24 protein-coding genes are annotated in these 26,584 nt (G+C 37.8%); 18 read left to right on the forward strand and 6 right to left on the reverse strand.

Annotated features, from left to right (window positions below):
* The 10 genes from ACQR30_RS14220 to ACQR30_RS14265 all read left to right on the forward strand — a co-directional run.
* A partial coding sequence (locus tag ACQR30_RS14220) for a SusC/RagA family TonB-linked outer membrane protein (protein WP_429736260.1) occupies window positions 1-2,936 on the forward strand: 2,936 nt, incomplete at its 5' end.
* Between the two features lie 75 nt (window positions 2,937-3,011).
* Window positions 3,012-4,472: a RagB/SusD family nutrient uptake outer membrane protein gene (locus ACQR30_RS14225; protein ID WP_429736262.1), complete on the forward strand. Its 1,461-nt coding sequence runs from the start codon at window positions 3,012-3,014 to the stop codon at window positions 4,470-4,472.
* A 27-nt stretch (window positions 4,473-4,499) separates the two neighbouring features.
* Entirely contained in the window at window positions 4,500-5,345 is an 846-nt protein-coding gene (locus ACQR30_RS14230; RefSeq protein WP_429736264.1) for a LamG-like jellyroll fold domain-containing protein, read from the forward strand.
* 95 nt (window positions 5,346-5,440) lie between these two features.
* Window positions 5,441-7,111, forward strand: a complete 1,671-nt coding sequence (locus ACQR30_RS14235; RefSeq protein WP_429736266.1) for a glucoamylase family protein — start codon at window positions 5,441-5,443, stop codon at window positions 7,109-7,111.
* Between the two features lie 36 nt (window positions 7,112-7,147).
* Window positions 7,148-8,539 (forward strand): glucoamylase family protein, encoded by a 1,392-nt coding sequence (locus ACQR30_RS14240; RefSeq protein WP_429736268.1) that lies wholly within the window; start codon window positions 7,148-7,150, stop codon window positions 8,537-8,539.
* A 3-nt stretch (window positions 8,540-8,542) separates the two neighbouring features.
* Window positions 8,543-10,318 carry a family 43 glycosylhydrolase gene (locus ACQR30_RS14245; RefSeq protein WP_429736270.1) on the forward strand — a complete coding sequence of 592 codons (1,776 nt, stop codon included), beginning with the start codon at window positions 8,543-8,545 and terminating at the stop codon, window positions 10,316-10,318.
* A 94-nt stretch (window positions 10,319-10,412) separates the two neighbouring features.
* Window positions 10,413-12,698, forward strand: coding sequence for a beta-glucosidase BglX (gene bglX / locus ACQR30_RS14250; RefSeq protein ID WP_429736272.1), 2,286 nt, complete (start codon window positions 10,413-10,415; stop codon window positions 12,696-12,698).
* A gap of 82 nt (window positions 12,699-12,780) precedes the next feature.
* A complete protein-coding gene (locus ACQR30_RS14255; RefSeq protein WP_429736274.1) occupies window positions 12,781-13,341 on the forward strand; it encodes a UbiX family flavin prenyltransferase in 561 nt (186 codons plus the stop codon).
* Window positions 13,342-13,350: 9 nt separating this feature from the next.
* On the forward strand, window positions 13,351-14,502 hold the full coding sequence (locus ACQR30_RS14260) for an alpha/beta hydrolase-fold protein (protein WP_429736276.1): 1,152 nt from the start codon (window positions 13,351-13,353) through the stop codon (window positions 14,500-14,502).
* 411 nt (window positions 14,503-14,913) lie between these two features.
* The gene (locus ACQR30_RS14265) at window positions 14,914-15,408 is read left to right on the forward strand and encodes a SixA phosphatase family protein (protein WP_429736278.1); all 495 of its coding nucleotides are present in this window, start codon (window positions 14,914-14,916) and stop codon (window positions 15,406-15,408) included.
* Window positions 15,409-15,410: 2 nt separating this feature from the next.
* Here the strand turns inward: ACQR30_RS14265 and ACQR30_RS14270 are convergent, their stop codons facing one another.
* On the reverse strand, window positions 15,411-16,499 hold the full coding sequence (locus ACQR30_RS14270; RefSeq protein WP_429736280.1) for a glycosyltransferase: 1,089 nt from the start codon (window positions 16,497-16,499) through the stop codon (window positions 15,411-15,413).
* A gap of 60 nt (window positions 16,500-16,559) precedes the next feature.
* Between ACQR30_RS14270 and ACQR30_RS14275 the strand changes: the two genes are divergently transcribed.
* The 7 genes from ACQR30_RS14275 (at window position 16,560) to tsf (ending at window position 21,181) form a co-directional block, all read left to right on the forward strand.
* Entirely contained in the window at window positions 16,560-16,802 is a 243-nt protein-coding gene (locus tag ACQR30_RS14275) for a hypothetical protein (protein WP_429736282.1), read from the forward strand.
* Window positions 16,803-16,812: 10 nt separating this feature from the next.
* Window positions 16,813-17,409, forward strand: a complete 597-nt coding sequence (locus ACQR30_RS14280; protein ID WP_429736284.1) for a pseudouridine synthase — start codon at window positions 16,813-16,815, stop codon at window positions 17,407-17,409.
* 9 nt (window positions 17,410-17,418) lie between these two features.
* Window positions 17,419-17,925: a YqgE/AlgH family protein gene (locus ACQR30_RS14285; RefSeq protein ID WP_429736286.1), complete on the forward strand. Its 507-nt coding sequence runs from the start codon at window positions 17,419-17,421 to the stop codon at window positions 17,923-17,925.
* A 459-nt stretch (window positions 17,926-18,384) separates the two neighbouring features.
* Window positions 18,385-18,828 (forward strand): 50S ribosomal protein L13, encoded by a 444-nt coding sequence (gene rplM, locus ACQR30_RS14290; protein WP_429736288.1) that lies wholly within the window; start codon window positions 18,385-18,387, stop codon window positions 18,826-18,828.
* A gap of 42 nt (window positions 18,829-18,870) precedes the next feature.
* Window positions 18,871-19,260 carry a 30S ribosomal protein S9 gene (gene rpsI / locus ACQR30_RS14295; protein ID WP_429736290.1) on the forward strand — a complete coding sequence of 130 codons (390 nt, stop codon included), beginning with the start codon at window positions 18,871-18,873 and terminating at the stop codon, window positions 19,258-19,260.
* 92 nt (window positions 19,261-19,352) lie between these two features.
* The gene (rpsB, locus tag ACQR30_RS14300) at window positions 19,353-20,246 is read left to right on the forward strand and encodes a 30S ribosomal protein S2 (protein WP_429736292.1); all 894 of its coding nucleotides are present in this window, start codon (window positions 19,353-19,355) and stop codon (window positions 20,244-20,246) included.
* A 110-nt stretch (window positions 20,247-20,356) separates the two neighbouring features.
* Window positions 20,357-21,181 carry a translation elongation factor Ts gene (tsf, locus tag ACQR30_RS14305; protein ID WP_429736294.1) on the forward strand — a complete coding sequence of 275 codons (825 nt, stop codon included), beginning with the start codon at window positions 20,357-20,359 and terminating at the stop codon, window positions 21,179-21,181.
* A 264-nt stretch (window positions 21,182-21,445) separates the two neighbouring features.
* On the opposite strand, the gene ACQR30_RS14310 is transcribed toward tsf, so the two are convergent.
* On the reverse strand, window positions 21,446-21,997 hold the full coding sequence (locus ACQR30_RS14310; protein WP_429736296.1) for a ferritin: 552 nt from the start codon (window positions 21,995-21,997) through the stop codon (window positions 21,446-21,448).
* Window positions 21,998-22,242: 245 nt separating this feature from the next.
* Between ACQR30_RS14310 and ACQR30_RS14315 the strand changes: the two genes are divergently transcribed.
* Window positions 22,243-23,139, forward strand: a complete 897-nt coding sequence (locus ACQR30_RS14315) for an alkaline phosphatase family protein (protein ID WP_429736298.1) — start codon at window positions 22,243-22,245, stop codon at window positions 23,137-23,139.
* Between the two features lie 8 nt (window positions 23,140-23,147).
* On the opposite strand, the gene ACQR30_RS14320 is transcribed toward ACQR30_RS14315, so the two are convergent.
* The 4 genes from ACQR30_RS14320 to tsaD all read right to left on the reverse strand — a co-directional run.
* Window positions 23,148-23,744, reverse strand: a complete 597-nt coding sequence (locus ACQR30_RS14320; protein ID WP_429736306.1) for a 7-carboxy-7-deazaguanine synthase QueE — start codon at window positions 23,742-23,744, stop codon at window positions 23,148-23,150.
* A gap of 261 nt (window positions 23,745-24,005) precedes the next feature.
* Window positions 24,006-24,884, reverse strand: coding sequence for a bifunctional 5,10-methylenetetrahydrofolate dehydrogenase/5,10-methenyltetrahydrofolate cyclohydrolase (locus ACQR30_RS14325; RefSeq protein WP_429736300.1), 879 nt, complete (start codon window positions 24,882-24,884; stop codon window positions 24,006-24,008).
* Window positions 24,885-25,149: 265 nt separating this feature from the next.
* Window positions 25,150-25,698 (reverse strand): hypothetical protein, encoded by a 549-nt coding sequence (locus tag ACQR30_RS14330; protein WP_429736302.1) that lies wholly within the window; start codon window positions 25,696-25,698, stop codon window positions 25,150-25,152.
* Between the two features lie 97 nt (window positions 25,699-25,795).
* Window positions 25,796-26,584: tRNA (adenosine(37)-N6)-threonylcarbamoyltransferase complex transferase subunit TsaD (tsaD, locus tag ACQR30_RS14335; RefSeq protein ID WP_429736304.1), on the reverse strand; the 789-nt coding region annotated here is incomplete at its 5' end.

Below are 26,584 nucleotides of genomic sequence, written 5' to 3' on the forward strand. Positions count from 1 at the left end.
CTACGAATGCTCCTATTGGGAATGCCTCTATTTCTATCGTAGGAAGCAATCGAGGAACCATTGCTGACAGTTTAGGACAGTTTTCATTACAAGTGTCGCAAGGCCAGACACTTATCGTAAGTAGTATAAACTATGTAACAAAATTTGTTACAGTTGGCGAAAATAGCTCCCTTACTATTTTAATGCACACAGTTGCGGCTGCAACACTTGGCGACGTAATAGTGGTGGGTTACGGTACGCAACGCAAACTTGATGTTACCGGTTCCGTCGCCGTGATTAAAGGGGACGAAATTGCCAAACAAGCATCGGTAAGCCCTTTGAGCGGCCTGCAGGGCAAGGTAGCAGGCGTACAAATTACGAATAGTGGCTCGCCAGGATCTTCTCCAGACATTACCATTAGAGGACTTGGGACTTATGCAGGAAATCCCAAACCACTTTATGTAGTAAATGGCGTTTGGTTAGATGATATATCATTTCTCAACTCTGCTGATATTGAAACGATTAGCATTTTAAAAGATGCATCTAGTGAAGCTATTTATGGTGTACGCGGCGCCAATGGAGTGGTATTGATTACAACCAAAAAAGGTGTAAAAAATGGCAACACCCATGTTAACTATAATGGCTATGTGGGCTATCAAGTAGCCAATAATCTTCCAAAGATGGTAAATGCACATGATTATGCCATATTGTTCAACGAATTAACGAGAACCAGTGGAGGTAACAATTTTTTAGATTCTTCACAATTTGGTACAGGTACCAATTGGTTCGACCAGACCCTAAGAAATCGCATCATCACCAATCATAATATTTCTGTTAATGGCGGCGGTGAGAAAAATAATTTCAATTTATCACTTGGCTATTTGAACCAACAAGGAATCCTCAAAACCAATAATTACGAAAGATATACTTTGAGTTTTGCTCAAGATATAAATATTACCAAAAACATCAGTTTTGGATACAATATTATGGGTAAATATAGCAATGCTAAAAACCCCCCAGGTGGTATTTGGCGACAACTTTATACGGCCCCGCCGGTGATACCAGTACGATTTGCCGATGGTGCGTATGGTGACCCGGGTTATTATGGTTTAGGTTCATCCGTGTCCAATCCGCAAGTAACTTTAGATTATAACAATTCTACTACAAGAGATTATTATGCCGCCGGGAATGCCTATTTAAATGTAAAGTTTTTACGCCACTTGACTTGGCGTAGTAGTATAGGCGGCAATTATGATGAAAATGACGGTAAGAACTTTGCACCCATATATAGAGCAAATGCAAATCAAGTAAGTACGCATAACACGCTCAGTGTAAGTAATAATACGGCCAAAGACTGGATTGTAGATAATACGCTTAGTTATACCAATAGGTTTGGTGATCATAACCTTACAATATTGTTGGGTCAGGAAGCACAAAGACTTTCTACTTACGGACTTACAGGAACCGCAGTTGATGGCGGCCTTAGTACAAATCCACAAACCTGGTATTTAAGTTTAGGTCAAACAACTACATCATCAGATCTGCCTTCTTTAATTAGAAGGTCATCCTATTTTAGTAGAGCAACCTATTCCTACAAAGACCGATATACACTTACAGGTACTTTACGCTCAGATGCAAGCTCCGTATTTACCAGCAACAACGGAAGAGCTTTATTTCCATCCATAGGGGCTGCTTGGATAGTTTCTAATGAGGATTTCATGAGCAACCAAAAAGTATTCAATATTTTGAAAATAAGAGGAAGTTGGGGGGTAATTGGAAACGATGGTATCCCGTCAAATACGGGTATCCAGCAAGCTACTTCTGCCGGTCTAAACTTTATTTATGGGAATTCCGGTACTATCTCGGCAGGCCAAAGTGTTGCCAGTTTGATACCAGCACCATTGAATTGGGAAAAAAGTGAAGGTTCAGACATAGGATTAGATGCGGCCTTCTTTAATAACAAGTTAAGTGCAACTGCTGATTATTACGTGAAAAGTACAGTAAATTTCCTTTTCGGCTTACAGTTATTAGGTTCAGATGGAACATCTCAAACAGAGTTGATTAAAAATATTGGTAAATTAAAAAACAATGGTTTCGAGTTATCGCTCAATTGGAACGATAAAGTAAGTAGGGATTTTAATTATAGCATAGGTGGCAATATCTCTTATAATCAGAATAGATTTACGCAAAACACACCAGGTGGTAATCAAAAGGCCTATTCAGGAGGTGCTGCTTCTACGGGTGGTCAATTAGGTACTGTTACCACTTTGGGTGAACCCATAGGTGTATTTTATGGCTACAAAGTAATTGGTATTTTTCAATCAATAAGTGAAGTACAAGCGTATAAAGATGCCGATGGTAATTTATATCAGCCTACAGCACAACCCGGTGACTTTAAATATGCCAAGTTATCCAATAAAGGAATAGGCTCTATTAGTGGCAATGACCGTGAAGTGCTTGGTAATCCTAACCCTAAATTTTTCTATGGTATTAATACAAGTTTTTCCTATAAAAACTTTGATTTGGCCTTAGACTTTAGCGGGGTTTCAGGTGTAAGTATTTATAATGCTAACAAGGGTTTGAGATATGGTAACGAGAATTTCACTCAAAACTTTTTTGACAATCGTTGGCATGGGCAGGGCACCTCTAATACCGATCCCTCAGTAAACTTAGGAGGAGGCCAAAACTATTATATCAATTCTTGGTATGTAGAAAATGGCAGTTATTTCAAAATAAGAAATGCACAATTGGGTTATACTATTCATGCAACTGGGTTTAAAAAATTAGGTATAGAAAAATTACGAGTATATATCAATGCGCAGGATCCTGTTATATTTACGAAATATACCGGATTTTCTCCTGAAGTTTCAGGCGGAGGCCCTGGCAATCGAAATATAGATAATAATGTTTATCCATTATCTGCCATCTACAATTTTGGTGTAAACCTTACTTTTTAAGTTAAAATAAATTCTATGATACGCAAAAATAAATTCTCGAATAAAAAGTCAACCCCGCTTTTTAGTATATTGGGAATGATAATAATTTCCATTTTATTGGTCAGTTGTTCAAAAAGTTTTACAGGTGCTGAGGCCGCACTACAAGGACAGCCTACCGGAACGGCGTTTTGGGCCAATGCGGACGCAGCTACTGCAGGTAGGGCCGTTACCGCAATATATGCCAACCTCCGCAGTTGGAATAATGTTGGAATGGCTCCTGTTTGCCTGGAAAATATGGGATCCGATGATGCAGTAAAAGGTAGTGTGGCCAACGATGCTACCTATGTTAATCTGTACGACAATTTTACGGTTACAGCTTCTGAAGGTCAATTAGATGGCTTTTGGATAGGCCAATACCAAAATGTCAACTTTTGCAACGAAGTTATTGACAATTTGCCCAATATAAGTATGGATGCAAGTTTAAAAGCACGATATATCGGAGAAGCAAAATTTGTCCGCGCATATTCTTATTTTAGATTGGTTAGGGCTTTTGGTAATATTCCATTGGTGTTGAGTTTGCCTTCTACAGCAGAAGAACTAAACCCCAAACAAGTTAGCTCGGCTAAAGTTTATTTGGCAATTGAACAAGATCTGACCGATGCAGCCACCGTATTACCAGCCACTTATGGCCCTGCCGATATAGGCAGAGCCACTAAAGGTGCCGCGTTAGCATTGCATGCAAAGGTAGCAATGTATCAAAATAAATGGAGCGATGTATTGACCTATACCAAACAGGTAATGCAATCTGGTGTTTATTCTTTATTCCCCGATTATTATGGTATGTTTAGAATTGCCAATGAAAATTGTAGTGAGTCTATTTTTGAGATTCAATGTAATTATGTTGCAGGGAACGGGGACCTGTCTAATTCTCAGTATGCACAAATACAGGGCAACAGAGATGCGAATGCTGGCTGGGGATTCGATGTTCCTACACAAAATTTAGTAAATGCTTTTGAAACAGGTGATCCAAGATTACAAGCGACGGTAATGATGGAGGGGACGGTGACACCCAGTGGCGATGCTGTACCCATGGCAAGTGCGGGCGCACCAACAATGTATAATATGAAAACTTATGTGCCATTTGCGGTAGCTACTGCAGATAATCAAGGAGCTGATCAGAATTTTCGGGTATTACGATATGCCGATGTATTGCTGATGAATGCAGAAGCCAATAACCAATTAGGCAATACGGCAGATGCTTTGGCTTCTTTAGAAATGGTAAGAGCAAGGGCAAGAGCACAAAGTGTCAACCCGTTAGTTGATTTACCAAAAATTACAACTACAGATCAGACTACATTAAGAACCGATATTTGGCACGAGAGAAGAGTTGAATTGGCGATGGAAAACGACAGGTATTTTGATGTAATTAGACAAGGTCGTGCGGCTACCATTTTTGGTCCATTGGGCTGGAAAGCTAATAAAAATGAAGTATGGCCAATACCTCAAGTGGAAATTGATAAAAGTGGAGGTGTATTGGTTCAGAATCAAGGATACTAATTCTTATCATCATTAATCATCAATTATATGACCAAAATAAATTTTATAAAAACAGTTAGAGGATGTTTAATCATTTCGGCCTGCTTATTTCTGTCTTCTTGCCAGAAAAGTTTTGATTCCAATAGTTATAAACCGGCAAGAACTTTTGGCGGCTATGCTTCATCGAATGCAGTGGCGAGCGGCAATTTGATTGATCATTTTTCTTTTGAGGGGAGCCTAATGGATAGTGTCAGCAATACAGCTGCTACAGGGTATGGCACCGGTTATAGTGTCGGTATAAAAGGTCAAGGCTTGTCCGTCGGATTAAACAATTATGCATTATTTGTACCAACTGCGAAAATCAAGCAACTGAGCAGTATGACAATTGCTTTTTGGATTAATACAGCCATTAATACGGTTGGGATACAGACGCCAATATCCTTTGTAAATCAAAATCAGTTTTGGGGAAATTTAGACATGTTTTTTGATGGACAAGCAGCCACGACTTCAGTCTTTAAAATTCATGCTTTTGGAGATGGTGGTAATAAGGAAGCTTGGCTTACAAGCTGGCACATAGCTAGTCCTTGGGATACTTGGTTGTATATATCACTGACCTATGATAATGCTTCTAGCACCTTCACTTTTTATGTAAACGGTGCTCGGGTGGGTAGTTCTGTACAAGCAGGTTTTGGCGCTCCAAATTTTGCGAATTGTCCGGATATAGTTTTGGGAACTATCCAGTTCCAAACCAGTCCAAGTTTGACTTCCGCAACGACAGCTCAGGGTTGGGCTAGTAATGTTTTAGGCACGATTGATGAAGTCAGGATTTACGATAAAGCCTTAGCAGGGTCTGATATCAAAGCACTATACCAATTAGAAGGTCTGGGTCTGTAACTAAAAAGTAGCGCAATTTAATTTTAAGGACCGCTTCTACAGGTTTTGAAGCGGTCTTTGGTTTTTTAAAATTATATTATTTTAAAGGCAAGGCAATGAAGTATTTTGTTTTATTATTTTTTATTATTTTTTCGCTAGGAAGTTGCAGCAAAGGCACGGCTGATAATAATCCGGTAGTTTCACCACCTTCTTCTTTTGACCTTTCCTCCTTTAAAGTAAATGGAACTTATAGTGGCTTTACTTATTATAATGTTGCTACAACTCCCGCCATTCGGGTTTCTTTCTTTGCGCCAATTGAGGAGGCCTCGGCAAATAACAGTATTAGTTTGGCAAATGCTACCACAGGCTCACCAATTGCTATTAGTTTAAATTTTCAAAATGAAGATAGTAGTATACTCATTGAGCCTAAAAGCCCTCTACCTCCATTAACTAAATTTACTTTCTCGATAAATGCTGCTTTGAAGTCAAAAAGCAACGCAACTATTCAATCTCCTATAAGTGCTACGCTTTATACGCAGATCGATTCTACTGCAAAATTTCCGGAAATCTCTGATAGTGCCTTATTGGATTTAGTTCAAAAGCAAACATTAAAATATTTTTGGGATTTTGGGCATCCTATTAGTGGCATGGCTCGTGAAAGAAATACGAGCGGCGACATAGTTACCACGGGAGGTACAGGCTTTGGAATAATGGCGATGGTTGTTGGCGCGAAACGCGGTTTTATTACACGCTCTGATGCGGTTGCAAGATTGAATAAAATTGTAAATTTTTTAATTTCGAAGTGTAGTAGATGGCATGGTGCTTTTTCGCATTGGATTAATGGTTCAACCGGAGCATCGGTTGCCTTTGGCAATAATAACGGTGCCGATATTGTAGAGACATCATTTTTAATGGAAGGTCTATTATGTGCGAGACAATATTTTAATAATACGACAGATGTAAATGAAAATGCTTTAAGAGATTCTATCAATTCTATTTGGAATGCTGTTGATTGGAATTGGTTTACGCAGGACGGAACACAAAATGCAATTTATTGGCAATATAATCCCAGTTATACTGCTACGGGCGATATATGGAACATTAAAGTTTCAGGTTGGAACGAGGCTCTGATTACTTACGTTCTGGGTGCGTCTTCGCCCACACATTCGATTGCCAAAACCGTTTATGACAATGGTTGGGCAAGTATGGGTAGTATAAAGAATGGAAATGCTTTTTATAATATAACGCTTCCTCTAGGACCAAATTTAGGAGGGCCATTATTTTTTGAACATTACTCTTTTATGGGTCTCGATCCTATTGGGCTAAAAGATGCTTATGCAGATTATAGTTTACAAACGAAAAATCATACACTTATAAATAGAGCTTATTGTATTGCCAATCCTAACAATTACTACGGTTATAGTAATCTTTGTTGGGGGCTTACGGCAAGCGACATTCAAAACGGATATATTGCCAGTTCGCCGACCAATGATGTTGGTGTAATAGCGCCAACTGCAGCCATATCATCATTGCCCTATACTCCGGTTGAATCTATAGCTGCACTCAAATTTTTCTATTATCAATTGGGAGACAAAATTTGGGGCCAATACGGTTTTGTAGATGCCTTTTCTTTAAATAATTTATGGTTTGCAAACTCCTATTTAGCCATTGACCAGGGGCCTGAAATTGTAATGATAGAAAATTATAGGTCGGGGCTTATGTGGCGGTTGTTTATGAGTGCCCCTGAAATTCAGCAAGGACTTACTAAACTTGGATTTACCTATTAAGTGGAACTATTTTTCTGACAAAAAAAATATTAAATTTTGACTCAAAACAAAATTATCAACGTTAAGAATAATTGGAAGTTTATTTTTTACTTCTCTTTTCTATTATTTCTTGTACAACCCATAGGGGCACAAGTAAAAAACCATATTTATAAGGATGTTCATAGCAATAGGGAGGATAGTACTCTTTTGACAATGGTGCAAAGACAAACCTTTAACTATTTTTATGAAGGAGCAGAGCCCAATAGTGGGATGGCTAGAGAACGAATAAATATGGATGGCATTTATCCGCAAAATGATAGAGATGTAGTCACAACCGGTGGAAGCGGATTTGGGATAATGACTTTACTCTTGGGGGAAAAAAGAGGATTTATTTCAAAAAGGCAGTTGTATTTCAGACTCAGAAAAATAGTATCCTTTTTGGAAAATGCAGACACTTACCATGGTGCTTTCTCACATTGGTATAACGGAAAAACCGGTAAAACCAAGCCATTTGGTACAAAAGATAATGGTGGAGATTTGGTAGAGACTTCCTTTCTGTTCCAGGGATTGTTGTGTGCAAGACAATATTTGGCTGCAGGGAATACGAAAGAAAAAGCCTTGGCCAAGAGAATAAATACACTTTGGATCAACATAGACTACCATTGGTATACACATCAGCAAAAAGTAATTTATTGGCATTGGAGTCCTCAGTATCAATGGCAGATGAACTTCCCTATTCACGGCTTTAATGAATGTCTTATCACTTATATTTTAGGTGCCAGTTCGCCTACTCATTCTATAGATAAAGAAGTATACGACAATGGCTGGGCAATGAATGGAAAAATTAAGAAAAGCTCGAGTTATGATGGTATACCATTACAGTTTTTTCATCAGGGGGATTTGCCTAATGGGGGGCCTCTTTTTTGGTCGCAATATTCTTTTTTGGGACTCGATCCATTTGGCTTAAAAGACAAATATGGTAACTATGGACAAGAATGCGTAAACATGACTAGAATAAATTATCAATGGTGTGTCGATAACCCAAAGCATTTTGTCGGATATGGCGAAGATAGTTGGGGTCTTACAGCCAGTTATTCTGTGGATGGGTATGCGGCACATGCGCCTAATTTAAAAAGTGATTTGGGGGTGATATCTCCTACTGCTGCACTTTCTTCTTTCCCGTATACACCTCGGAAATCTCTAGCTGCACTAAAATATTTTTATTATAAATTAGGAGGAAAGCTTTGGGGAAAATATGGTTTTTATGATGCGTTTAGTGAAACTGCCAATTGGTTTCCTCAGAAATATTTAGCGATCGATCAGGGAACTATAGCCGTAATGATAGAAAATTATCGAAGCGGTTATTTGTGGGACCTTTTTATGAGCTGCCTCGAAGTAAAGAATGGATTGACAAAACTTGGAATCTCCTATCAAATACCGGAGGAATAAATCATGAACAGAAAGAATGTTTTAGTAGTTTGTTTGTTGTTGATAGCGCAAATAACAGTGAAAGCGCAAGCGATTAGTGGCACTAACTATAGAACCTATTGTAACCCGATTAATATCGATTACGGATATACCCCTATTCCAAATTTCACTAAATGGGGAAACCATAGGGCAACGGCAGATCCTGTCATCGTCAATTACAAAGGCGACTATTACTTGTTTTCGACGAATCAATGGGGGTATTGGTCAAGTAGTGACATGAGTAATTGGCAGTTTCATTCACGAAAATTTTTGAGACCTTGGAATAAAGGCTACGACGAACTCTGTGCACCTGCAGTTGGTATTATTGGAGATACAATGCTGGTTTTTGGCTCAACTTATACAAATAATTTTACAATTTGGATGAGTACAAATCCTAAAGCAAATGAATGGAAGCCATTGGTAGATAGCTTTTCTATTGGTGGATGGGATCCTGATTTTTTCACTGATACAGATGGACGATTATATTTTTACAATGGAAGTAGCAACACCTATCCGACATATGGTATAGAACTAGATAGAAAAACAATACGGCCTATTGGTGCCAGAAAAGAAATGTACTTGTTACAACCTTGGAAATATGGCTGGCAACGATTTGGTGAAAATATGGACAATACTTTTCTTGATCCTTTTATTGAAGGATCCTGGATGACAAAGCACAACAGAAAATATTATTTACAATATGCAGCCCCTGGTACAGAGTTTAGTGGTTATGCTGATGGAGTAATCGTAGGATCTACCCCTTTAGGGCCTTTTACACCACAGTCGGACCCTTTGAGTTTTAAGCCAGGCGGTTTTGCGAGAGGTGCTGGACATGGTGCTACTTTTCAAGACAATCAAGGTAATTATTGGCACGTAAGTACAATGACTATTGCGGTTAAAAATAATTTTGAAAGACGCATAGGTATTTGGCCTGCAGGCTTTGATAAAGAGGATGTAATGTGGTGCAATACTGCTTTTGGTGATTACCCACATTACTTACCCTCTTCAAAAAAAATAAGCCATAACAGTTTTTATGATAGTACTTATTTTACCGGATGGATGCTGCTAAACTATGAGAAACCTGTTACTGTTAGTTCTACATTGGGTGGTTATGAACCCAATTATGCGGTGGATGAAAGAATACAAACTTATTGGAGTGCCAGAACTGCGAATGCTGGTGAGTTTATACAATCAGATTTAGGAGGTATATGTACAGTAAATGCAGTTCAAATAAATTATGCTGATCAAGATGCAACCTTTTTAGGTAAACAAAGTAACAGCTTCATTCAATACAAGATGTATTATTCTATTGATGGGAAGAATTGGAAAATATTGGAAGATAAATCCAAAAACAAATATGATGTTCCTCAAGATTATGTCGAACTGGCATCTCCAATACAAGCCAGGTATATTAAATTGGTAAATATACATATGCCCACCGGAAAGTTTGCCATAAGTGGTTTGCGCATCTTTGGTAATGCTAATCAGGAAAAGCCGAGGCCGGTAGAAGGGTTTACTGTTTTAAGAGGGGAGAAGGATACGCGTAGTGCCTGGTTAAAGTGGAAAACTTCGGACGATGCATTTGCTTACAATATTTATTTTGGAACTAAAGCCGATAAACTATATAACTGTGTAATGGTTTATGGACAGAATGATTATTGGTTTAAAGTAATGGAAAAGGATACGCCCTATTATTTTCAAATTGAGGCGATAAATGCAAGTGGTGTATCCCAACGCTCGCCAATAACAAAATCGGAATAATATGTGGTAAAGAAAATATTTTTGAATTATTAATTGAATATTTTTCATGAGAAACCACTCCGAAAACTAATCACTAGATTAAATACTTCACTATATGTTTAAAATAAAAAGGGTAGTACTATTATTATTTGTTCTACCATTAATTGTAAATGCACAATCGCAGAGTCAAGAGCAAGTAATGAATCAATATATTGCTAAGCTCATGAGTAAAATGACATTGAATGAAAAAATAGGGCAGCTAAATCTGCCTAGTGCGGGTGACTTTACGACAGGGCAAGCGAATAATTCCAATATCGGAAAAAGTATCCAACAAGGTGAAGTAGGTGGATTATTCAATATTAAAGGGGTTGAAAAAATTAGAGACATTCAAAAGATAGCAGTTGAAAAAAGCAGGCTCAAAATCCCTCTTATTTTTGGCATGGATGTAATCCACGGTTATGAAACCCAGTTCCCGATACCGCTTGCATTATCTTGTAGTTGGGATACTACTCTTATTAAAAAAACCGCACAAGTAGCAGCTTCAGAAGCAAGTGCAAGTGGTATTTGTTGGACTTATAGTCCCATGGTAGATATTTCTCGTGATCCACGTTGGGGGCGTGTAGCAGAGGGTAGTGGAGAAGATCCATTCTTAGGGAGCCAGATTGCAAAGGTGATGGTTGAAGGATACCAAGGAGACTTTAGTTCCGACGAAAATATTATGGCTTGCGTAAAACATTATGCGTTATACGGAGCAGTGGAAGCTGGTAGGGACTACAACACGGTTGATATGAGTCATATAAGAATGTATAATGATTATTTCCCACCTTATAAGGCCGCTGTAGACGCAGGTGTTGGTAGTTTAATGGCATCATTTAATGTGGTCGATGATGTTCCGGCCACTGGCAATCATTGGTTGTTAACTGATGTGTTGCGTAAACAGTGGGGATTTAAAGGGTTTGTCGTTACAGATTATACAGGCATTAAGGAAATGACAGAACATGGAATGGGTGATTTGCAAGAAGTTTCTGCATTAGCCTTGAAAGCGGGTGTAGATATGGATATGGTAAGCGAAGGCTTCCTGACTACTTTAAAAAAATCTCTACAAGAACATACAATTTCTTTGCGTGATATAAACAATGCATGTCGCTTGGTTCTTGAGGCAAAGTATAAATTGGGGCTATTTCAAAATCCTTATAAATATTGCAATGAACAAAGAGCTAAGACGGAGGTTTTTACTGACGAAAATAGGGCAATCGCCAAAAGAGCAGCAGAAGAAAGTTTTGTATTATTGAAAAATAAAGAGAATTTGCTTCCCTTAAAGCCCTCCGGAAATTTTGCGATCATTGGCCCTTTGGCAGATGCGGCTAATCAAATGGGTGGAACATGGAGTGTGGGCGCCGATGTAAAAGAGAATGCTTCAGTTTTAAGGGCGATTAGAAAGTTCGTTGGTAACGATGGAAATGTTTTATATGCACAAGGCTCGAATCTCACACAAGACAGTGCCCTACAAGCGCGGGCAACTATGTTCGGTAAAACAATTTATAGAAGTAACAAAAGTGATAAAGCATTGCTGGATGACGCATTGCGAGTAGCACGGAAAAGTGATGTAATAATAGCGGCACTCGGTGAAAGCGCAGAATTTAGTGGGGAGTCTAGTAGCCGATCCAATATAGATATTCCAGATGTACAAGAGCATCTCTTAAAGGCGTTGGTTGCTACAGGTAAGCCAGTTGTTTTATTGCTTTTTAATGGTCGCCCGCTGACTCTTCCGTGGGAAGAAAAAAATGTGCCTGCAATTTTGGATGTATGGTTTGGAGGTACTGAGGCTGGTAGCGCTATTGCGAATGTTTTATTTGGGAAGGTAAATCCTGGCGGAAAACTTACAATGACTTTTCCTCAGAACGTTGGACAAATCCCTTTATATTATAATCATTTGAATACGGGACGTCCATTGGCAAAGGGACATTGGTTCGAAAAGTTCCGTTCCAATTATCTGGACGTTTCTAACGATCCAGTATATCCTTTTGGCTTTGGCCTGAGCTATACACAATTTACTTATGGCCCATTGCAACTTAGCGATACTACTTTAAAAGGAGACCAGACTTTAAAAGCATCGGTAAAAGTTGTAAACTCGGGGCGATATGGGGGGAATGAAGTCGTACAACTTTATATAAGGGATTTGGTAGGCAGCATTTCCCGACCGGTAAAAGAATTGAAAGGATTCAAAAAAATATTTTTGAAGCCAGGTGAATCGAGAAATGTGACATTTGATATTACGCCGGATGATTTAGAATTTTATAATACGGATTTAAAGTATGATTGGGAAAGTGGGAAATTTGATATTATGGTAGGCGGCAATTCGAGAGATGTCCAAGGTCAAACGATTGAATGGGATAAATAAATCGTTATGGGACAAATGAGCAATTTCTAGAAGGGAAAGATAATCTCTTTTAAGTTAGACGCCGTTTCACTAACTTGCGTAGATGAAACATAAAATAGCTGTAGCCATTACAGGTGCAAGCGGATCGATCTATGCTAAAATCTTATTGGAGAAGTTGATCAAATTGAAAGATCAATGGGAGGAACTTTCTGTTGTGATGAGCCGTAATGCTAAGGATGTTTGGCTTACTGAGCTGGGGAATGAAGATTTTAAAAATTACCCGGTAAAATATTTTGACAAGCAGGATTTTTCCGCACCTTTTGCTTCTGGTTCTGCTCAATATAATGTATTGATTGTGGTACCTTGCAGCATGGGGACCCTGGGGCGGATTGCATCAGGTGTTAGTGATGATTTGGTAACCCGTGCTGCTGACGTAGTTTTGAAAGAAAGAAGGAAGTTGATCCTGGCCATACGAGATACGCCATACAATATAATTCATATAAGAAATATGGAGACGGTAACACTTGCCGGTGGTATTATTTGCCCACTTTCACCATCTTTTTATAACAAACCAGGTACGATAGAAGAGGTGGCAGAAACCGTCGTAGACCGTATTGTTGATATCGCCGGATTACACCAGAATAGTTTTCGTTGGGGCAATTAAAAATGGTTTATGAAAATTAAATATGCTTTATTTCTTTTATTGATTTTATTGATGATAAATATCCTTCCTGCTAAAGCACAATATAAGGTAGTGTTTCACCTAAAAATACCTGCTAATATACCTACGAAAACCCATCAGTTTTTTATTGCCGGTGATTTTAATGGATGGCATACCTCGGATAAGGATTTTCAATTTAAAGAAGGCAAAAATGGCGTTTATACTGTTATACTTTCATTGAATAAAGGTGAGTACCAATATAAAATTGTAAGAGGAGATTGGCAAAATTCAGAGGTAGGCAGTAAGGGACAAAGTATTGATAATCGTACAATAGTCGTGGGCAAAGATTCTACTGTGATAGTTCCTATAGCCAATTGGGCCGATAATTTTCAGCCCATATTAAAGAAAAGCACGGCAGCGCCCAATGTCCATTTTATGGACACGGCTTTTGCTATTGCTGTATTACATCGTAGTAGACGCGTGTGGATATATCTTCCCCAAAATTATTTTACATCAAATAAAAAATACCCGGTTATTTATATGCAAGATGGGCAAAATGTATTTGATGAAGCCACTTCTTTTTCCGGAGAGTGGGGAGTAGATGAATATCTTAATTCGTTGCCGATGGATGAACAATGTATTGTTGTTGCCATTGACAACGGTGGTATTTTGCGTATGAATGAATATAACCCATACAATAACAAAAAGTTTGGAAAGGGCGAAGGCACGGCGTATGCTTCTTTCTTGGCAGGAATACTCAAGCCTTTTGTAGATGAGCATTACAGAACATTGTCTGATCCAAAATATTCTGTGGTTGCCGGAAGCTCTATGGGCGGACTTATCTCTTTTTACAGTGCCCTACATTATCCAAAATCATTTGGTCTGGCAGGTATCTTTTCTCCTTCTTTTTGGATTGCGCCAAAACTGAAAGTTGAAGTGCAAAAGTTGGGAAGTAATTTAAATAAAAGTTCATTTTATTTTTATGGTGGCGGAGAAGAACCTGATAGTATGGTCGCAAATATTTATGCCACGCAACGACTTTTGCAAAAAATATCGTCTGTAAAAACAAGGGTAGATGTTATCAATAATGGAATCCACAATGAAAAATTCTGGCGCGCGGCCTTTCCTGCGTTTTATCGTTGGTGTTTAGAATTGTGGAAATAAAATACCACGCTCGGTTTGAAAAGACTTGTACATCTTTTGCGCCTTGTAAAGTAGGTTCTTGTTTTTGTTTGTTGATATTGATCGTAAAATTGGTTCCCTGAAATTCAAAAAAAGGCCGTTGTGTCTTTTTATCTTCTGATAGATAAATGCAGATCCGGTAAAATAATACAATCTTGGCCGGTTAAGCCAGTTCGGGTATATTTGCTCCTCAATAGCGGGTTGTATTAGTCCCAAGGCAATTAATTGGGTCAAAAATGCCTGTGATTTCTTTCAATCCGGTAAAAGCAATTCTTTGTCTTGTATCATTTTTTATGCGTAATAAAGGAAATTTAGCCTACTTCTAATCTAAAAAAGAACAGTTTTTATTTTGGTATGAAAATGATAAATTTGTATTTGTGAAAATATTTTTTGATGAAAGAATTATTTGTGATTCGTCACGCAAAAAGCAGTTGGGCTGATGCGCTTCAGTCAGATTTTGATAGACCATTAAATGATCGTGGGAAAAAGGATGCACCTTTGATGGCTACTGAACTAAGAAATAAAAATATATCAATTGATTTGTTTTTAACCAGTGATGCAAAGCGGGCGGCTTCTACTTGCCATTATTTTGCAAATGAATTTACCCAAGCTAAAATTTTGATAGAACCTAAATTATATCAGGCTACAACGAAGGCCTTTTATGAAGTTGTGCAAAACATAGATAATCAATTTAATAGTGTAGCGCTTTTTTCTCATAATACGGGTCTAACTGATTTTGTAAATGACTTATGTAATGTTCATGTAGATATTGTGCCTACCTGCGGTATTTATGCGGTAAAAATGGCTATTGACGATTGGAAAGGCTTTAAGAAAGGCAAGAAAGCTTTTTGGTTTTTCGATTATCCTAAGAATCATTTAATACGATAGTTCTAGTCTAGAATATTTTCTTCGAGGAAATTTTTGAGTGAGCTTTCTTCAATCTGTGGTAGATAAAAGGTGAAACCCTTTGCCGTTTGAATTTGATTATAATAATCTGCGGACGACTGAGAAAATGAATAAGCCCAAGATTGATCCATTAGTTTTTTGGCGAGATATTCTTGCTCCGTTTGGCCTGGTGTAGGTATTAAAATGGATTTTTTTTGCAAGTATAGAATTTCCATTATTGTGGAATAGCCGGAACGGCAAATTACAAATTCAGATTGTGCCATTAGAACAGACAGTTCCTCCGCATCGCAATAATTTTTAATGGTAAAATTTGCATCGCAATGTAGGCCAGGTGTTCCTCCCGGCAATCCTCGAACGAGCATTATTTTTTCTGAGAACTTATTCTTTATTGCTATGAACTTATTTTCTAGTACAGTTCTTTGTGGCTCCGGTCCAGAAAGCAAAATAAGGAAATCATATTTTCTTTCCTTTGTTATTTTTTTTAACCGACATAAAGGGCCAATGTATTCTACTGGTGTAGCTGGGAGCTTTTGAGGATGGGAGAGTTGCCCGGCTATATTATTTGCCCCGGCAAAATCAGGAACCCAACATTCAGAAAAAGAATTTATATATCTATAATTAATCTTTTGTATAAGCTTTTCTAAGAAAGAAAATGGTGCTGCTATTTGCAATTGGTGCGTAATAAAAACTGAATGCACCTTTTTATGTAGAAAACCATAACGATTGTCAGAGATGATGGTGTCAAAATTGTATTGTTCTGTCCACCTTTTTACCATTTTTTTCTCGTGTTGAATGGCCGCAATTATTTTGGGAATTTGTAAAAATAATTTTATCGCAAACCATTGCGTATTTTTCGCGTAAGAAATTTGATAGCCTTTTAAAGGTAAAAAATGGAGCTGGGGGAAGCGCTCTTTTAAGATCTTTTCGCAGGCAGACCCTTCCTCGCAAGCTAGGAAAACATGGCATTTCAACAAGATGAGCGCCTCCAAGATGGGAATACTGCGTGTGGTATGCCCTAACCCCCAATCGAGCGGTGAAAATAAAACTATAGGACTGTTATCTTTTGTTCCCAAAATATTGTTTTATTAAATAATTGTGTATTTTTATGTCAGGCAAAAATAGCGTATTGAATTATGTTGCAAAAAAGAGATTTAATAATATTATCCAAATCGTTCGAAACAAGTGTCGATGCATTTGAAAAAGAAGTATACTCTATTAACTGTGTGTTATACACGGTAGAGAGTATGGAGATGTTTTGTATTGTAAATGAGATTATAGATATTAATCGTTATAAAATAATTGATACGCCCTTCCTCATTCAGAAAGTTATTTCTGACAGAATGAAACCCTTTGTCTTTGTTTATAATAAAAATTAATTTTTCCCTTTTGAACTATTCTAGGTATTTTGTTGTTTACAAACCCTTTCAAACCTTATCGCAGTTTACATCGCAGGATAACAAGCACACATTAAAAGATTTTTTTCCGGTCCCTTCTGATATTTATCCTGTGGGAAGATTAGATTTTGATAGTGAAGGGTTACTGATTTTGACTAACGATACTTCCTTAAACCATAAATTACTGAACCCAAATTTTGCGCATAGTCGAGAATATTGGCTACAAGTAGATGGAGCCATTACAGGATCGGCTGTTGAGCAATTGCAAAAAGGTGTGGACATTAATATTTCAGGGAAGATTTATCGTACTCAAAAATGTATCGCTGAAATATTTACGAAGGAACCTAAGATGCCGGAGCGCCATCCACCCATTCGTTTTAGAAAAGATATTCCCGCACCTTGGATAAAGATAATTTTAAACGAAGGGAAAAATAGGCAAGTTCGCAAAATGTGTGCGAATGTTGGCTTTCCGGTATTGAGATTGGTAAGAGTACGTATAGAAAATATCACACTGGAAAGTATACAGCCGGGTGGGATGCGGGAAGTTTCGAAAGCTGAAATTGCAAAAGGTTTGAAGATTAAATTGTAAAAATTCGTCATGCATATAGCTGCAGGCACCATATTAATAAGTACGCCTTTATTGGATCACTCCATTTTTGAGAAGACCATTGTTTATATAAGCGAATACAATGTGGATGGAACTTCTGGTTTTATCGTCAACAAGCTATTCCCAAAAAGACTCAATGATTTAATCGAATTTAGGAACTCTCCATCCGTTCATCTATATGCAGGTGGACCGGTAGAAATGGAAAAACTATACTTTGTTCATCAACGACCCGATTTAATTGAAGGTGGGATATTTGTATGTAATTCTATTTACCTAGGGGGGAATTTTAAACAAGCTACTGATAGTATCAATAAGAAAGCGCTTTTGGAGAATGATATTAAATTATTCATTGGCTATTGCGGATGGGACTTTGGACAATTAGACGCGGAAATTGCAGAAGGTTGCTGGTTGCCCATAGAAATGGATGTACCCGAAACAGTTTTTCGGCGAGACAACAGGTTGCTTTGGAAAGAATTATACGCGCGTTGGGCAAATTGACGAAGAACATCTCATTTTAAATACTTGCCAATTCGTTCAATGACATCTTCATTTATTTTTTGAACTAAAAAGTTCATTTATACCGGCGGTAACCGAATTCCTTGACACTGCTATTGGGGCTTACTTTATTGTTAAAAGCGTTTGTGAAAATGCTTTTCAGGGAACCAGCGGGGGAAGCGGCGTTTTTATAGCATCGGCGCAGTGTCTTTAATCGGGATTCATCGCGTGCATTGCCAGCATTTTGCTGATCAATTGGATTTTACGCTCCACCTGATAAAAAAAATGCGGGTACATAAGTCTAAGATCAATTTTTAGTCAAAATATTAATTGATTATCAATTTGTTATATAAACACTATCAAAAAAACTTCCTTAAATACTTGTTTAATCAAAACTTTCGGTTCACCTTTGCACCCTTAATATAAAAACCGGCGGGATAGCGTCGGGTAAAACAAATTAAAATGAGTAAATTACATTTCACAACCAAGCACGCAAATGCGGCTACCGTACAACGGAACTGGTTTATCGTTGATGGTACTAATCAAACCGTGGGTCGTATCAGCTCCAAAATTGCAGCCATTTTGCGCGGCAAGAACAAAGCTTCTTATACCCCGCACGTTGATACAGGCGATTACGTTATTATTATTAATGCTGATAAAGTAACTTTTAGCGGCAATAAGTTAGACCAAAAAAAGTACATTAACTTCTCTGGTTATCCAGGTGGTAAAAAAGAAGAAGTGGCTAAAGATTTATTAAAACGCCGCCCGGAAGTAATAATGGAAAGAGCGGTAAAAGGTATGTTGCCTAAAAATAAACTGGGCCGCAAAATGATCGGAAAATTGTTTGTTTATGCAGGTGATACCCATCCGCATACAGCGCAACAACCTAAAGAATTAAAATTTTAAAAAATCGCTTTAGCATTACGCTCAAAGCATTAAGCATAAAAAATGGAAAAACAAAAAAATGCAGTTGGCCGTCGTAAGGAAGCCGTTACACGCGTTTTCTTAACTCGTGGTGGTGGGAAAATCACGGTTAACAATAAAGACTATAAACAATATTTTTCTTTGGGATACTTGCAAAATCAGTTGGAAGCGCCATTGAAAACTATTGAGGGAATTGATAAGTTTGATATCAAAATAAATGCTACCGGCGGTGGTATAAAAGGCCAGGCAGAAGCGGCTAAATTGGGCATTGCTCGCGCTTTAATAGAAGTAGATGCGGAATATCGTCCTGCATTGAAAGCTGCGGGTTACTTAACACGCAACTCTAAAAGTGTTGAACGTAAAAAGTTTGGTCACAAAAAAGCACGTCGCAGCTTCCAGTTCAGCAAACGTTAATCGGGATGGTTTTGGGTTGTATTTTATTTTTCAAAAAAATAATATTTCAATCTTCAAAAAATATATTTTAAACTTTTTTTAATTATAAATAAATGGAACAAAATACTTCTTTACAGCAGCAACTGCTCGAAGCCGGTGTACACTTTGGCCACCTTAAGAAGAAGTGGAATCCAAAAATGTTACCTTACATTTTTGCAGAAAAGAAAGGTATCCACATCATAGACCTTAATAAAACCGTTGATCATTTGCAGGAAACTGCAGCAGCAATGAAGCAAATTGCAAAAAGTGGTAAAAAAATCATGTTTGTTGCTACAAAAAAGCAAGCTAAAGAAATTGTTTCTGATTGCGCAAAAAAAGTAAACATGCCTTTTGCTACAGAACGTTGGCTGGGCGGCATGCTTACCAATTTCAACACAGTTCGTAAGAGTGTGAAAAAAATGCAAAGCATTGAGAAATTATTGAGCGATGCAAATGCAGAAAGTCTTACTAAGAAAGAACGTCTGACTTTAGCTCGTGATAAAGATAAGATGGAAAAAGTGTTAGGTGGGATCGCTCAAATGAGTCGCCTTCCAGCAGCTTTGTTTCTAGTAGATATAGGACATGAACATATTGCATTGGCTGAAGCAAAACGTTTAGGCATTACTACTTTCGGTATGGTCGATACCAACTGTGATCCAAATAAAGTTGATTTCTCCATTCCGGCAAACGATGATGCCACCAAATCAGTTGCTATTATTACTAACTACATCACTGCTGCTATTGCAGAAGGTTTGGCTGAACGTCAAGCTGCAAAAGAAGAAGATGAAGAAGAAGTTGATAATGAGAATGAAGCTAGAGCTGCTCGTTTACAAGCGGAAGCGGAAGCAGAAGGCGGAAATCGCGGACGTAGCCGTTCGTCCTCATCTGAAGGGAATAATAACGGACCTAAGCGTCGTGCACCACAAGGTGGCGGAGCGCGCAGACCTCAAGCAGGCGGGAAAAGATAATTACACAATTAATAGTTATCAATTAATAATTGTTAATATAAAAGAAGCCTGTAAACACTATTTGCAGGCTTCTTATTTTAATTCATAAATATAATTTGGAGGAAAAAATTATGGCAGCTATAACAGCTCAGGACATTAATAAATTACGTCAAGCTACCGGAGCAGGTATGTTGGATTGTCGTAAAGCTTTAACAGAAACAGGTGGTGATTTTGAAGCAGCTATTGACTGGTTGCGTAAGCAAGGACAAAAAGTTGCTGCAAAACGCAGTGATCGTGAAGCCAAAGAAGGTGTAGTTGTCGCACTAACTAATAGCGACAATACGGTTGGGTTTGTGGTAAATATTTCTTGTGAAACTGACTTTGTTTCAAAAAATGCAGACTTTGTGGCTTTTGCTAAAAGTATTGCTGAGGCCGCAGTTGCAAATAATGTAAAATCTGCAGAAGAATTGAATGACGCGAGTGTTAATGGTTCAAAGGTTGCAGATTTAATTAATGATAAATTGGCTGCAATTGGCGAAAAAATTGGTATAGCCAGATTTGAAAGAATAGAAGCTCCTTATGTTGCTTCCTATATTCATGGGGCTTATCGTATTGGTGTTTTGGTGGGATTAACTAAAGAAGCTGAAGAAGCAGGTAAGGATGTTGCTATGCAAATTGCGGCTTTAAATCCCTTGGCAGTCGATCCAGCAAGCATTGCTCCTGAAACAGTTGAGCGCGAAAGGGCTGTAATCATCGACACAATGAAAGCCGATCCTAAAATGGAAGGTAAACCAGACGAAATGATTGCAAAAATTGCTGAAGGAAAACTAAATGCATTCTTTAAAGAAAATACTTTATTGGCACAACCCTTTGTAAAAGATGCGAGCCAAACTGTTGAATCATATTTAGGTAAAGATTTAAAAGTTACTCAGTTTGTGAGAGTTGCTTTAGGATAGGTCCAAATATCTTTTTATAAAAAGAAGCGCGCAGCTCATCCGTCGCTTTAGTTTGGATGGGTTGTAAACGACAAACAAGGTTTAAAAATACTGTCTGATTTAGGGACTAAATCGGACACTAAAAAAAGGAGTAAGGTGTTACCATTAGGTAAGTTTGACCTCCGAGCCCAACTCAACGGCTCTGCCGTGAGTGGGTAGTTCACAAAAAACCACTTCTGTTAAATGCAAGAAGTGGTTTTTCTATTTTAATTCTCCTGTATATAGTTATGGATTTTCTGTTGTTGCCTCTCTTGCCTCTGGCGCTTCATCAGCCATATTTTTTAATTCTTTATTCAATTCCTGTAGAGCTTCGTCTGTAGCTTTTTCGCCACCTGCAATTTTGATTTTGTCTAGTAGATTTAATGAAAGCGTTTCTTCTTCTACCTGTTCTTTTACAAACCATTGCATAAAGTTCCAGGTTGCCCAATCTTCCTGTTCTAAGCTCATCTTTACTATTTTGTAAATGCTGGCGGTATTATCTACTTCTTGTTCAAATACCTTGTTGAAACAATCTTGTAGATTTGAAGGGTTCTTATCAGGTGCCGGAATGGCCATGACGGTTACTTTCCCGCCTCTGTTTAAGATGTACTCTAAAAATTTCATCATATGATTACGCTCTTCATGTGCGTGCCTGAAAAGGAAGTTGCCTACGCCTCCATAACCTTCCGCAGTAGCCCAAGCTGCTTGTGCCAAGTATATTTGAGAAGCATATGCTTCTTTTGTCATTTGTGCATTTAATGCCGCTTCTATAGATTTTGAAAGTCTATTCGTCTTCATAAAATTATTTTTAGTCATTAAAATTAATAGTGTAGAAAAATGAGAATAATGATCTGCTTATATTTATACTACATCTTTTGTGCCACTATCAATTATCTAATTAAAATAAAAGAGATATTGCATATATTAACCATTTAGAGATAATAACGAATGGATAAAGCCCCAATAAATGTTCTAATTGTAATTAAACACAGTTTTTGTTTTGTATATTGCATTTTAATTTTTTGGCATAAATAGAAACGATAGTGAAAAAAACGACATTTGCTTTGGTGGCATTTACCTCGATGGTTATCTTTTTTTCTTGTAAACAGAAGGAGAAAACGATTCCTAGACCAGATCATTTGGTGGTGGTTATTTATGAAAATCACAAGTACAGCCAAATTTTAGATTCAGCAAATGCACCATTTATTGCATCACTGATGAAAGATGCAGCGGTGTTTACCAATTCTCACGGCGTTATTCATCCAAGCCAGCCAAACTATTTGGCATTCTATTCAGGCAGCGTACAAAACTGCACGGGGGATAAATGCCTTGATTCGGTTTCTCCGTTTATTACCAAAAATTTGGGTGCTTCCCTTATTCAAAAAGGTTTTACATTTAAAGGGTATGCGCAAGGCCTGCCGGAAATCGGCAGCAAGATTTGCAACGATAGTATAAGTGCTTTAACTGGAGGACAGGTTTATGGAAGAAAACATTGCCCTTGGGTAAACTGGCAAGGAGAAAAAGAAAATAATATTCCAGATTCAGTGAGTTTGCCTATGACTTATTTTCCTAAAGATTTTAATCAATTAGCGACCGTTTCCTTTGCGATTCCTGATATGGATAATGACATGCACAATATTGGTAAACCTGGCGATTCGGCAGCCATCAGCCGCGGAGATATCTGGTTAAAAGAAAATATGAGTGCTTACATCGATTGGGCGAAAAAACACAATAGTCTTTTGATCTTTACTTTTGATGAAGATGATTTCACCGCAGAAAATAGAATACCGACTTTGTTTATAGGCGAACAGGTGAAACCCGGAATGTATAATGAAAGAATTGATCACTTTGATGTCTTGCGGACGATCGAAAAAATGTATAATTTGCCTAACTCTGCACAAGATACTTCGGCACATGCAATTACAGATGTATGGAAGTAAATGGTGTTTTAAGGCACATTGATATACTTATGTATTTGAACACTTAGTTCCCATTGCGGATGTTGCTTTATGTAATCAATCATCAGTGGGAGCATTTGCTTCTCTTTAGACCATTCCGGTTGAAGATATAGTTTGCATCCTGGTGAAGTTTGTGCAGCATATTTTTCAGCCCAATCAAAATCGGATTTGTTATAAACAATTATCTTTAGTTCGTTTGCTTTTGCGATAACTTCAGGTAAAGGTTCTTTAAATTTTTTCGGTGAAAGACATATCCAGTCTATATTCCCACTTAAAGCATAAGCTCCGGAAGTTTCGATGTTTGTTTGAAACCCTGCTTTGTGTAAAACGTCAGTTAATTCATCTAAATTGTACATCAAAGGTTCGCCACCGGTAATGACTGCAATAATATTTTTGGTATTGCCAGCTACTTCCTCCAGCGCTTTATGGACAATTTCTTCTACCGAGAATTTCGGGTGCGCGCCAGCATCCCAGCTGTCTTTTACATCGCACCATGAGCAGCCTACATCACATCCACCTAAACGGATGAAATATGCTGCTCTGCCTTGATATAATCCTTCACCTTGAATAGTATAGAAAGACTCCATCACGGGGAGGGAAGATGCTATGTATGATGTATGCTTTATAGTGTAGATTTATGAATTAAATAGATTGGTGAAAAGTAACAGTACTTGATAGGCGCAAATGTCAAGCGACTTAATTTATTTTTTAAAGAGCCATATGGTTGAATATTTACTTCTTTTAATCCTTCGGCTCTTTATAAGTTAAAAGTCTATGGTGAACTGATTGTCATTTGGATTTTTAGCATTCCAACTGCGTTAAACCAATGACTATCGGAATATAATCTTCTATTTTGTCCTTAAATCGTAAGCCCTTAAAGTATTCTTTAGTAATCCTGCTATGGTCATCAGTCCAACACCACCGGGAACCGGGGTGATGAAAGACGTTTTGGGCGCAACCTCGGCAAAAGCCACGTCTCCTTTAATGCTATAGCCACTCTTTTTAGAAGCATCTTCTATGCGGGTAATACCTACGTCAATTAAAATAGCGCCATCTTTAACCATGTCTTCTTTTACAAATTCGGGTTTACCCAACGCTGCGACAATAATATCAGCTTCCAAACAAAGTTCTTTTAAATTATGGGTATGTGAATGACAAAGTGTTACGGTACAGTTGCCATAAGGATTATTACCACTTAACAAAATACTCATTGGGCGACCGACAATATTGCTACGACCAATTACCACGGCGTGTTTGCCTTTGGTTTCAATATGGTAGTGCTCCAACATTAACATAATGCCATAAGGGGTTGCCGGAATAAAAGAAGGGATGCCCAACATTAAATTGCCTGCGCTAATAGGATGAAATCCATCCACATCTTTTTGAGGATCGATGGTGGCAATCACTTTTTGTTCACTAATATGTTTAGGTAAAGGTAGTTGTACCAATATGCCATCCAAATTTTCATCCTGGTTAAGGGTAATGATTTGTTGCAACAAGACCTCTTCTGAAACTGAATCTTCCAAACGGATCATAGTTGATCTAAACCCGATTTCGGCACAAGTTTTTACTTTACTGGCTACGTAAGTTTCGCTTGCGCCATTATTCCCTACCAAAATTACAGCTAAATGCGGTGCGCGTTTTCCGCTACTGATAATTTCATTTACTTGCTGCTGAAGTTTTTCTTTTACCGCTTTTGAAGCGATTTTTCCATCGAGTAATTGCATGGTGCAAAGTTAATTGATTAAATAATAACCTGCTGAGATGCAAGCAACAAAAATAACTCTTATATAAGCGCAATGATTTATAATAGTAATTAGCAGAACTCTAAACCATTGTTTCTGTTCTGGAAAAGATATACCAAGTTTGTTTTATTTTTTGTAGTTAAGATTAGTTTGGCACTTATTTAAAAAGATGTTTCTCAAATGGATGAGATAAAAAAAGCAGTAAACCATATCTGATTTACTGCTTTAAATTTAAGTATGTATTAAATTAACGTCTTGTAAAATCGTAGTAGACATAGGCTGTCTGACCGTCAACTGTTACCGGAGAAACAAGTGTGAAGCCCTGTTGTGTCACATTATAAACGTCCAAAATATATCCCTCGGTAACTTTTCTGGCCTTTTGACCATTTATAATTTTCAATTGGAATTTCTTTTGACCATTTGCATCGGTTCTTACCGACCAAATAATATTACGTACCCCTGCATAACAGTCACCATTATCTTGAATAGTGTAAGTGCCGTAGCCATTATGTGGTAATACCCATTGACTGCCAATAAAACAATTGGGTGTAACATCATCAAAAACGGTTGTATTCAGTTTTATTTGGGTAAGAATAGTTGCCGATGTATTTCCTGCGTCGTTAAAAGTTTCGGTATGTGTGCTTGAGGCTGTATTTACGCCCTCTACGCGTACATCCGAAACGGTATAATTTCCATTTAGATTTACTTTATCTACAGTATGCGACATCGTAGAACACGCGGTAAAAGTCAGACTGGCTGCTATAAAAGTAAAAGCTGTAATAAATATTTTTTTCATTTTTATCTTTTTAATAATTAGAAAATTTACAGTTGACAATAATCTATAATAACACTAGAGCAATTGAAGTGCCAAAATGGCCTTTTGAAAATAAAATTTACCAACTAGCACGTGCGCTTGCGGCAACATCTAAACCAGAAAATTCTTTATTAAGAAATTTATAATAACCTGTTATGGCAATCATGGCTGCATTGTCGACACAATATTGGAAATCTGGGATCGACGTTTTAATATCATTTTCTAAGCCATAATCCGTAAGCGTTTTTCTCAAACCACTATTCGCGCTTACGCCACCAGCAATACACACGTGTTTTACGCCTGTTTGTTTGATAGCCTTCTTCAATTTTTTCATCAACACATTGATGATTGTGTGTTGAATAGAAGCACATAAGTCGTTTAAATTTTCTTCAACGAACTTTGGATTCTCTTTAATTTGTTTTTGTAAGAAATATAAGACAGAAGTTTTTATACCACTAAAGCTAAAGTTCAAATCAGGTACTTGGGGTTCTGCAAATTTGAATGCTAACGGATTCCCTTCTTTTGCATATTTATCTATCAATGGACCACCGGGATATTTCAGGCCTAATATTTTGGCAGTCTTGTCAAAAGCTTCTCCTGCGGCATCGTCTATAGTTTCTCCGATAACCTCTAATTTTAGCGCTGAATGAGCCAGTACAATTTGTGTATGACCGCCGCTAACAGTTAAACACAGGAAGGGGAAATCCGGTTTTTGTTCCGTAATTAAATTAGCCAAAACATGTGCTTGCATGTGATGCACAGCAATCAGAGGTTTATCTAAAGCCAATGCCAGAGATTTGGCAAATTGCGCACCCACTAACAAACTGCCAATTAATCCGGGGGCCTGGGTAAAAGCAATCGCATCTAT

The sequence above is a fragment of the Arachidicoccus sp. genome (genome assembly GCF_050436765.1).
Taxonomy (GTDB): domain Bacteria; phylum Bacteroidota; class Bacteroidia; order Chitinophagales; family Chitinophagaceae; genus Arachidicoccus.

What these genes read in the sequence shown, in the direction of transcription:
- ACQR30_RS14225 (WP_429736262.1), top strand. Translation starts at nt 3,012, where the DNA reads ATGATAATAATTTCCATTTTATTGGTCAGTTGTTCAAAAAGTTTTACA.
- ACQR30_RS14230 (WP_429736264.1), top strand. Translation starts at nt 4,500, where the DNA reads ATGACCAAAATAAATTTTATAAAAACAGTTAGAGGATGTTTAATCATT.
- ACQR30_RS14235 (WP_429736266.1), top strand. Translation starts at nt 5,441, where the DNA reads ATGAAGTATTTTGTTTTATTATTTTTTATTATTTTTTCGCTAGGAAGT.
- ACQR30_RS14245 (WP_429736270.1), top strand. Translation starts at nt 8,543, where the DNA reads ATGAACAGAAAGAATGTTTTAGTAGTTTGTTTGTTGTTGATAGCGCAA.
- bglX (WP_429736272.1), top strand. Translation starts at nt 10,413, where the DNA reads ATGTTTAAAATAAAAAGGGTAGTACTATTATTATTTGTTCTACCATTA.
- ACQR30_RS14255 (WP_429736274.1), top strand. Translation starts at nt 12,781, where the DNA reads ATGAAACATAAAATAGCTGTAGCCATTACAGGTGCAAGCGGATCGATC.
- ACQR30_RS14260 (WP_429736276.1), top strand. Translation starts at nt 13,351, where the DNA reads ATGAAAATTAAATATGCTTTATTTCTTTTATTGATTTTATTGATGATA.
- ACQR30_RS14265 (WP_429736278.1), top strand. Translation starts at nt 14,914, where the DNA reads ATGAAAGAATTATTTGTGATTCGTCACGCAAAAAGCAGTTGGGCTGAT.
- ACQR30_RS14275 (WP_429736282.1), top strand. Translation starts at nt 16,560, where the DNA reads ATGTTGCAAAAAAGAGATTTAATAATATTATCCAAATCGTTCGAAACA.
- ACQR30_RS14285 (WP_429736286.1), top strand. Translation starts at nt 17,419, where the DNA reads ATGCATATAGCTGCAGGCACCATATTAATAAGTACGCCTTTATTGGAT.
- rplM (WP_429736288.1), top strand. Translation starts at nt 18,385, where the DNA reads ATGAGTAAATTACATTTCACAACCAAGCACGCAAATGCGGCTACCGTA.
- rpsI (WP_429736290.1), top strand. Translation starts at nt 18,871, where the DNA reads ATGGAAAAACAAAAAAATGCAGTTGGCCGTCGTAAGGAAGCCGTTACA.
- rpsB (WP_429736292.1), top strand. Translation starts at nt 19,353, where the DNA reads ATGGAACAAAATACTTCTTTACAGCAGCAACTGCTCGAAGCCGGTGTA.
- tsf (WP_429736294.1), top strand. Translation starts at nt 20,357, where the DNA reads ATGGCAGCTATAACAGCTCAGGACATTAATAAATTACGTCAAGCTACC.
- ACQR30_RS14310 (WP_429736296.1), bottom strand. Translation starts at nt 21,997, where the DNA reads ATGAAGACGAATAGACTTTCAAAATCTATAGAAGCGGCATTAAATGCA.
- ACQR30_RS14320 (WP_429736306.1), bottom strand. Translation starts at nt 23,744, where the DNA reads ATGGAGTCTTTCTATACTATTCAAGGTGAAGGATTATATCAAGGCAGA.
- ACQR30_RS14325 (WP_429736300.1), bottom strand. Translation starts at nt 24,884, where the DNA reads ATGCAATTACTCGATGGAAAAATCGCTTCAAAAGCGGTAAAAGAAAAA.
- ACQR30_RS14330 (WP_429736302.1), bottom strand. Translation starts at nt 25,698, where the DNA reads ATGAAAAAAATATTTATTACAGCTTTTACTTTTATAGCAGCCAGTCTG.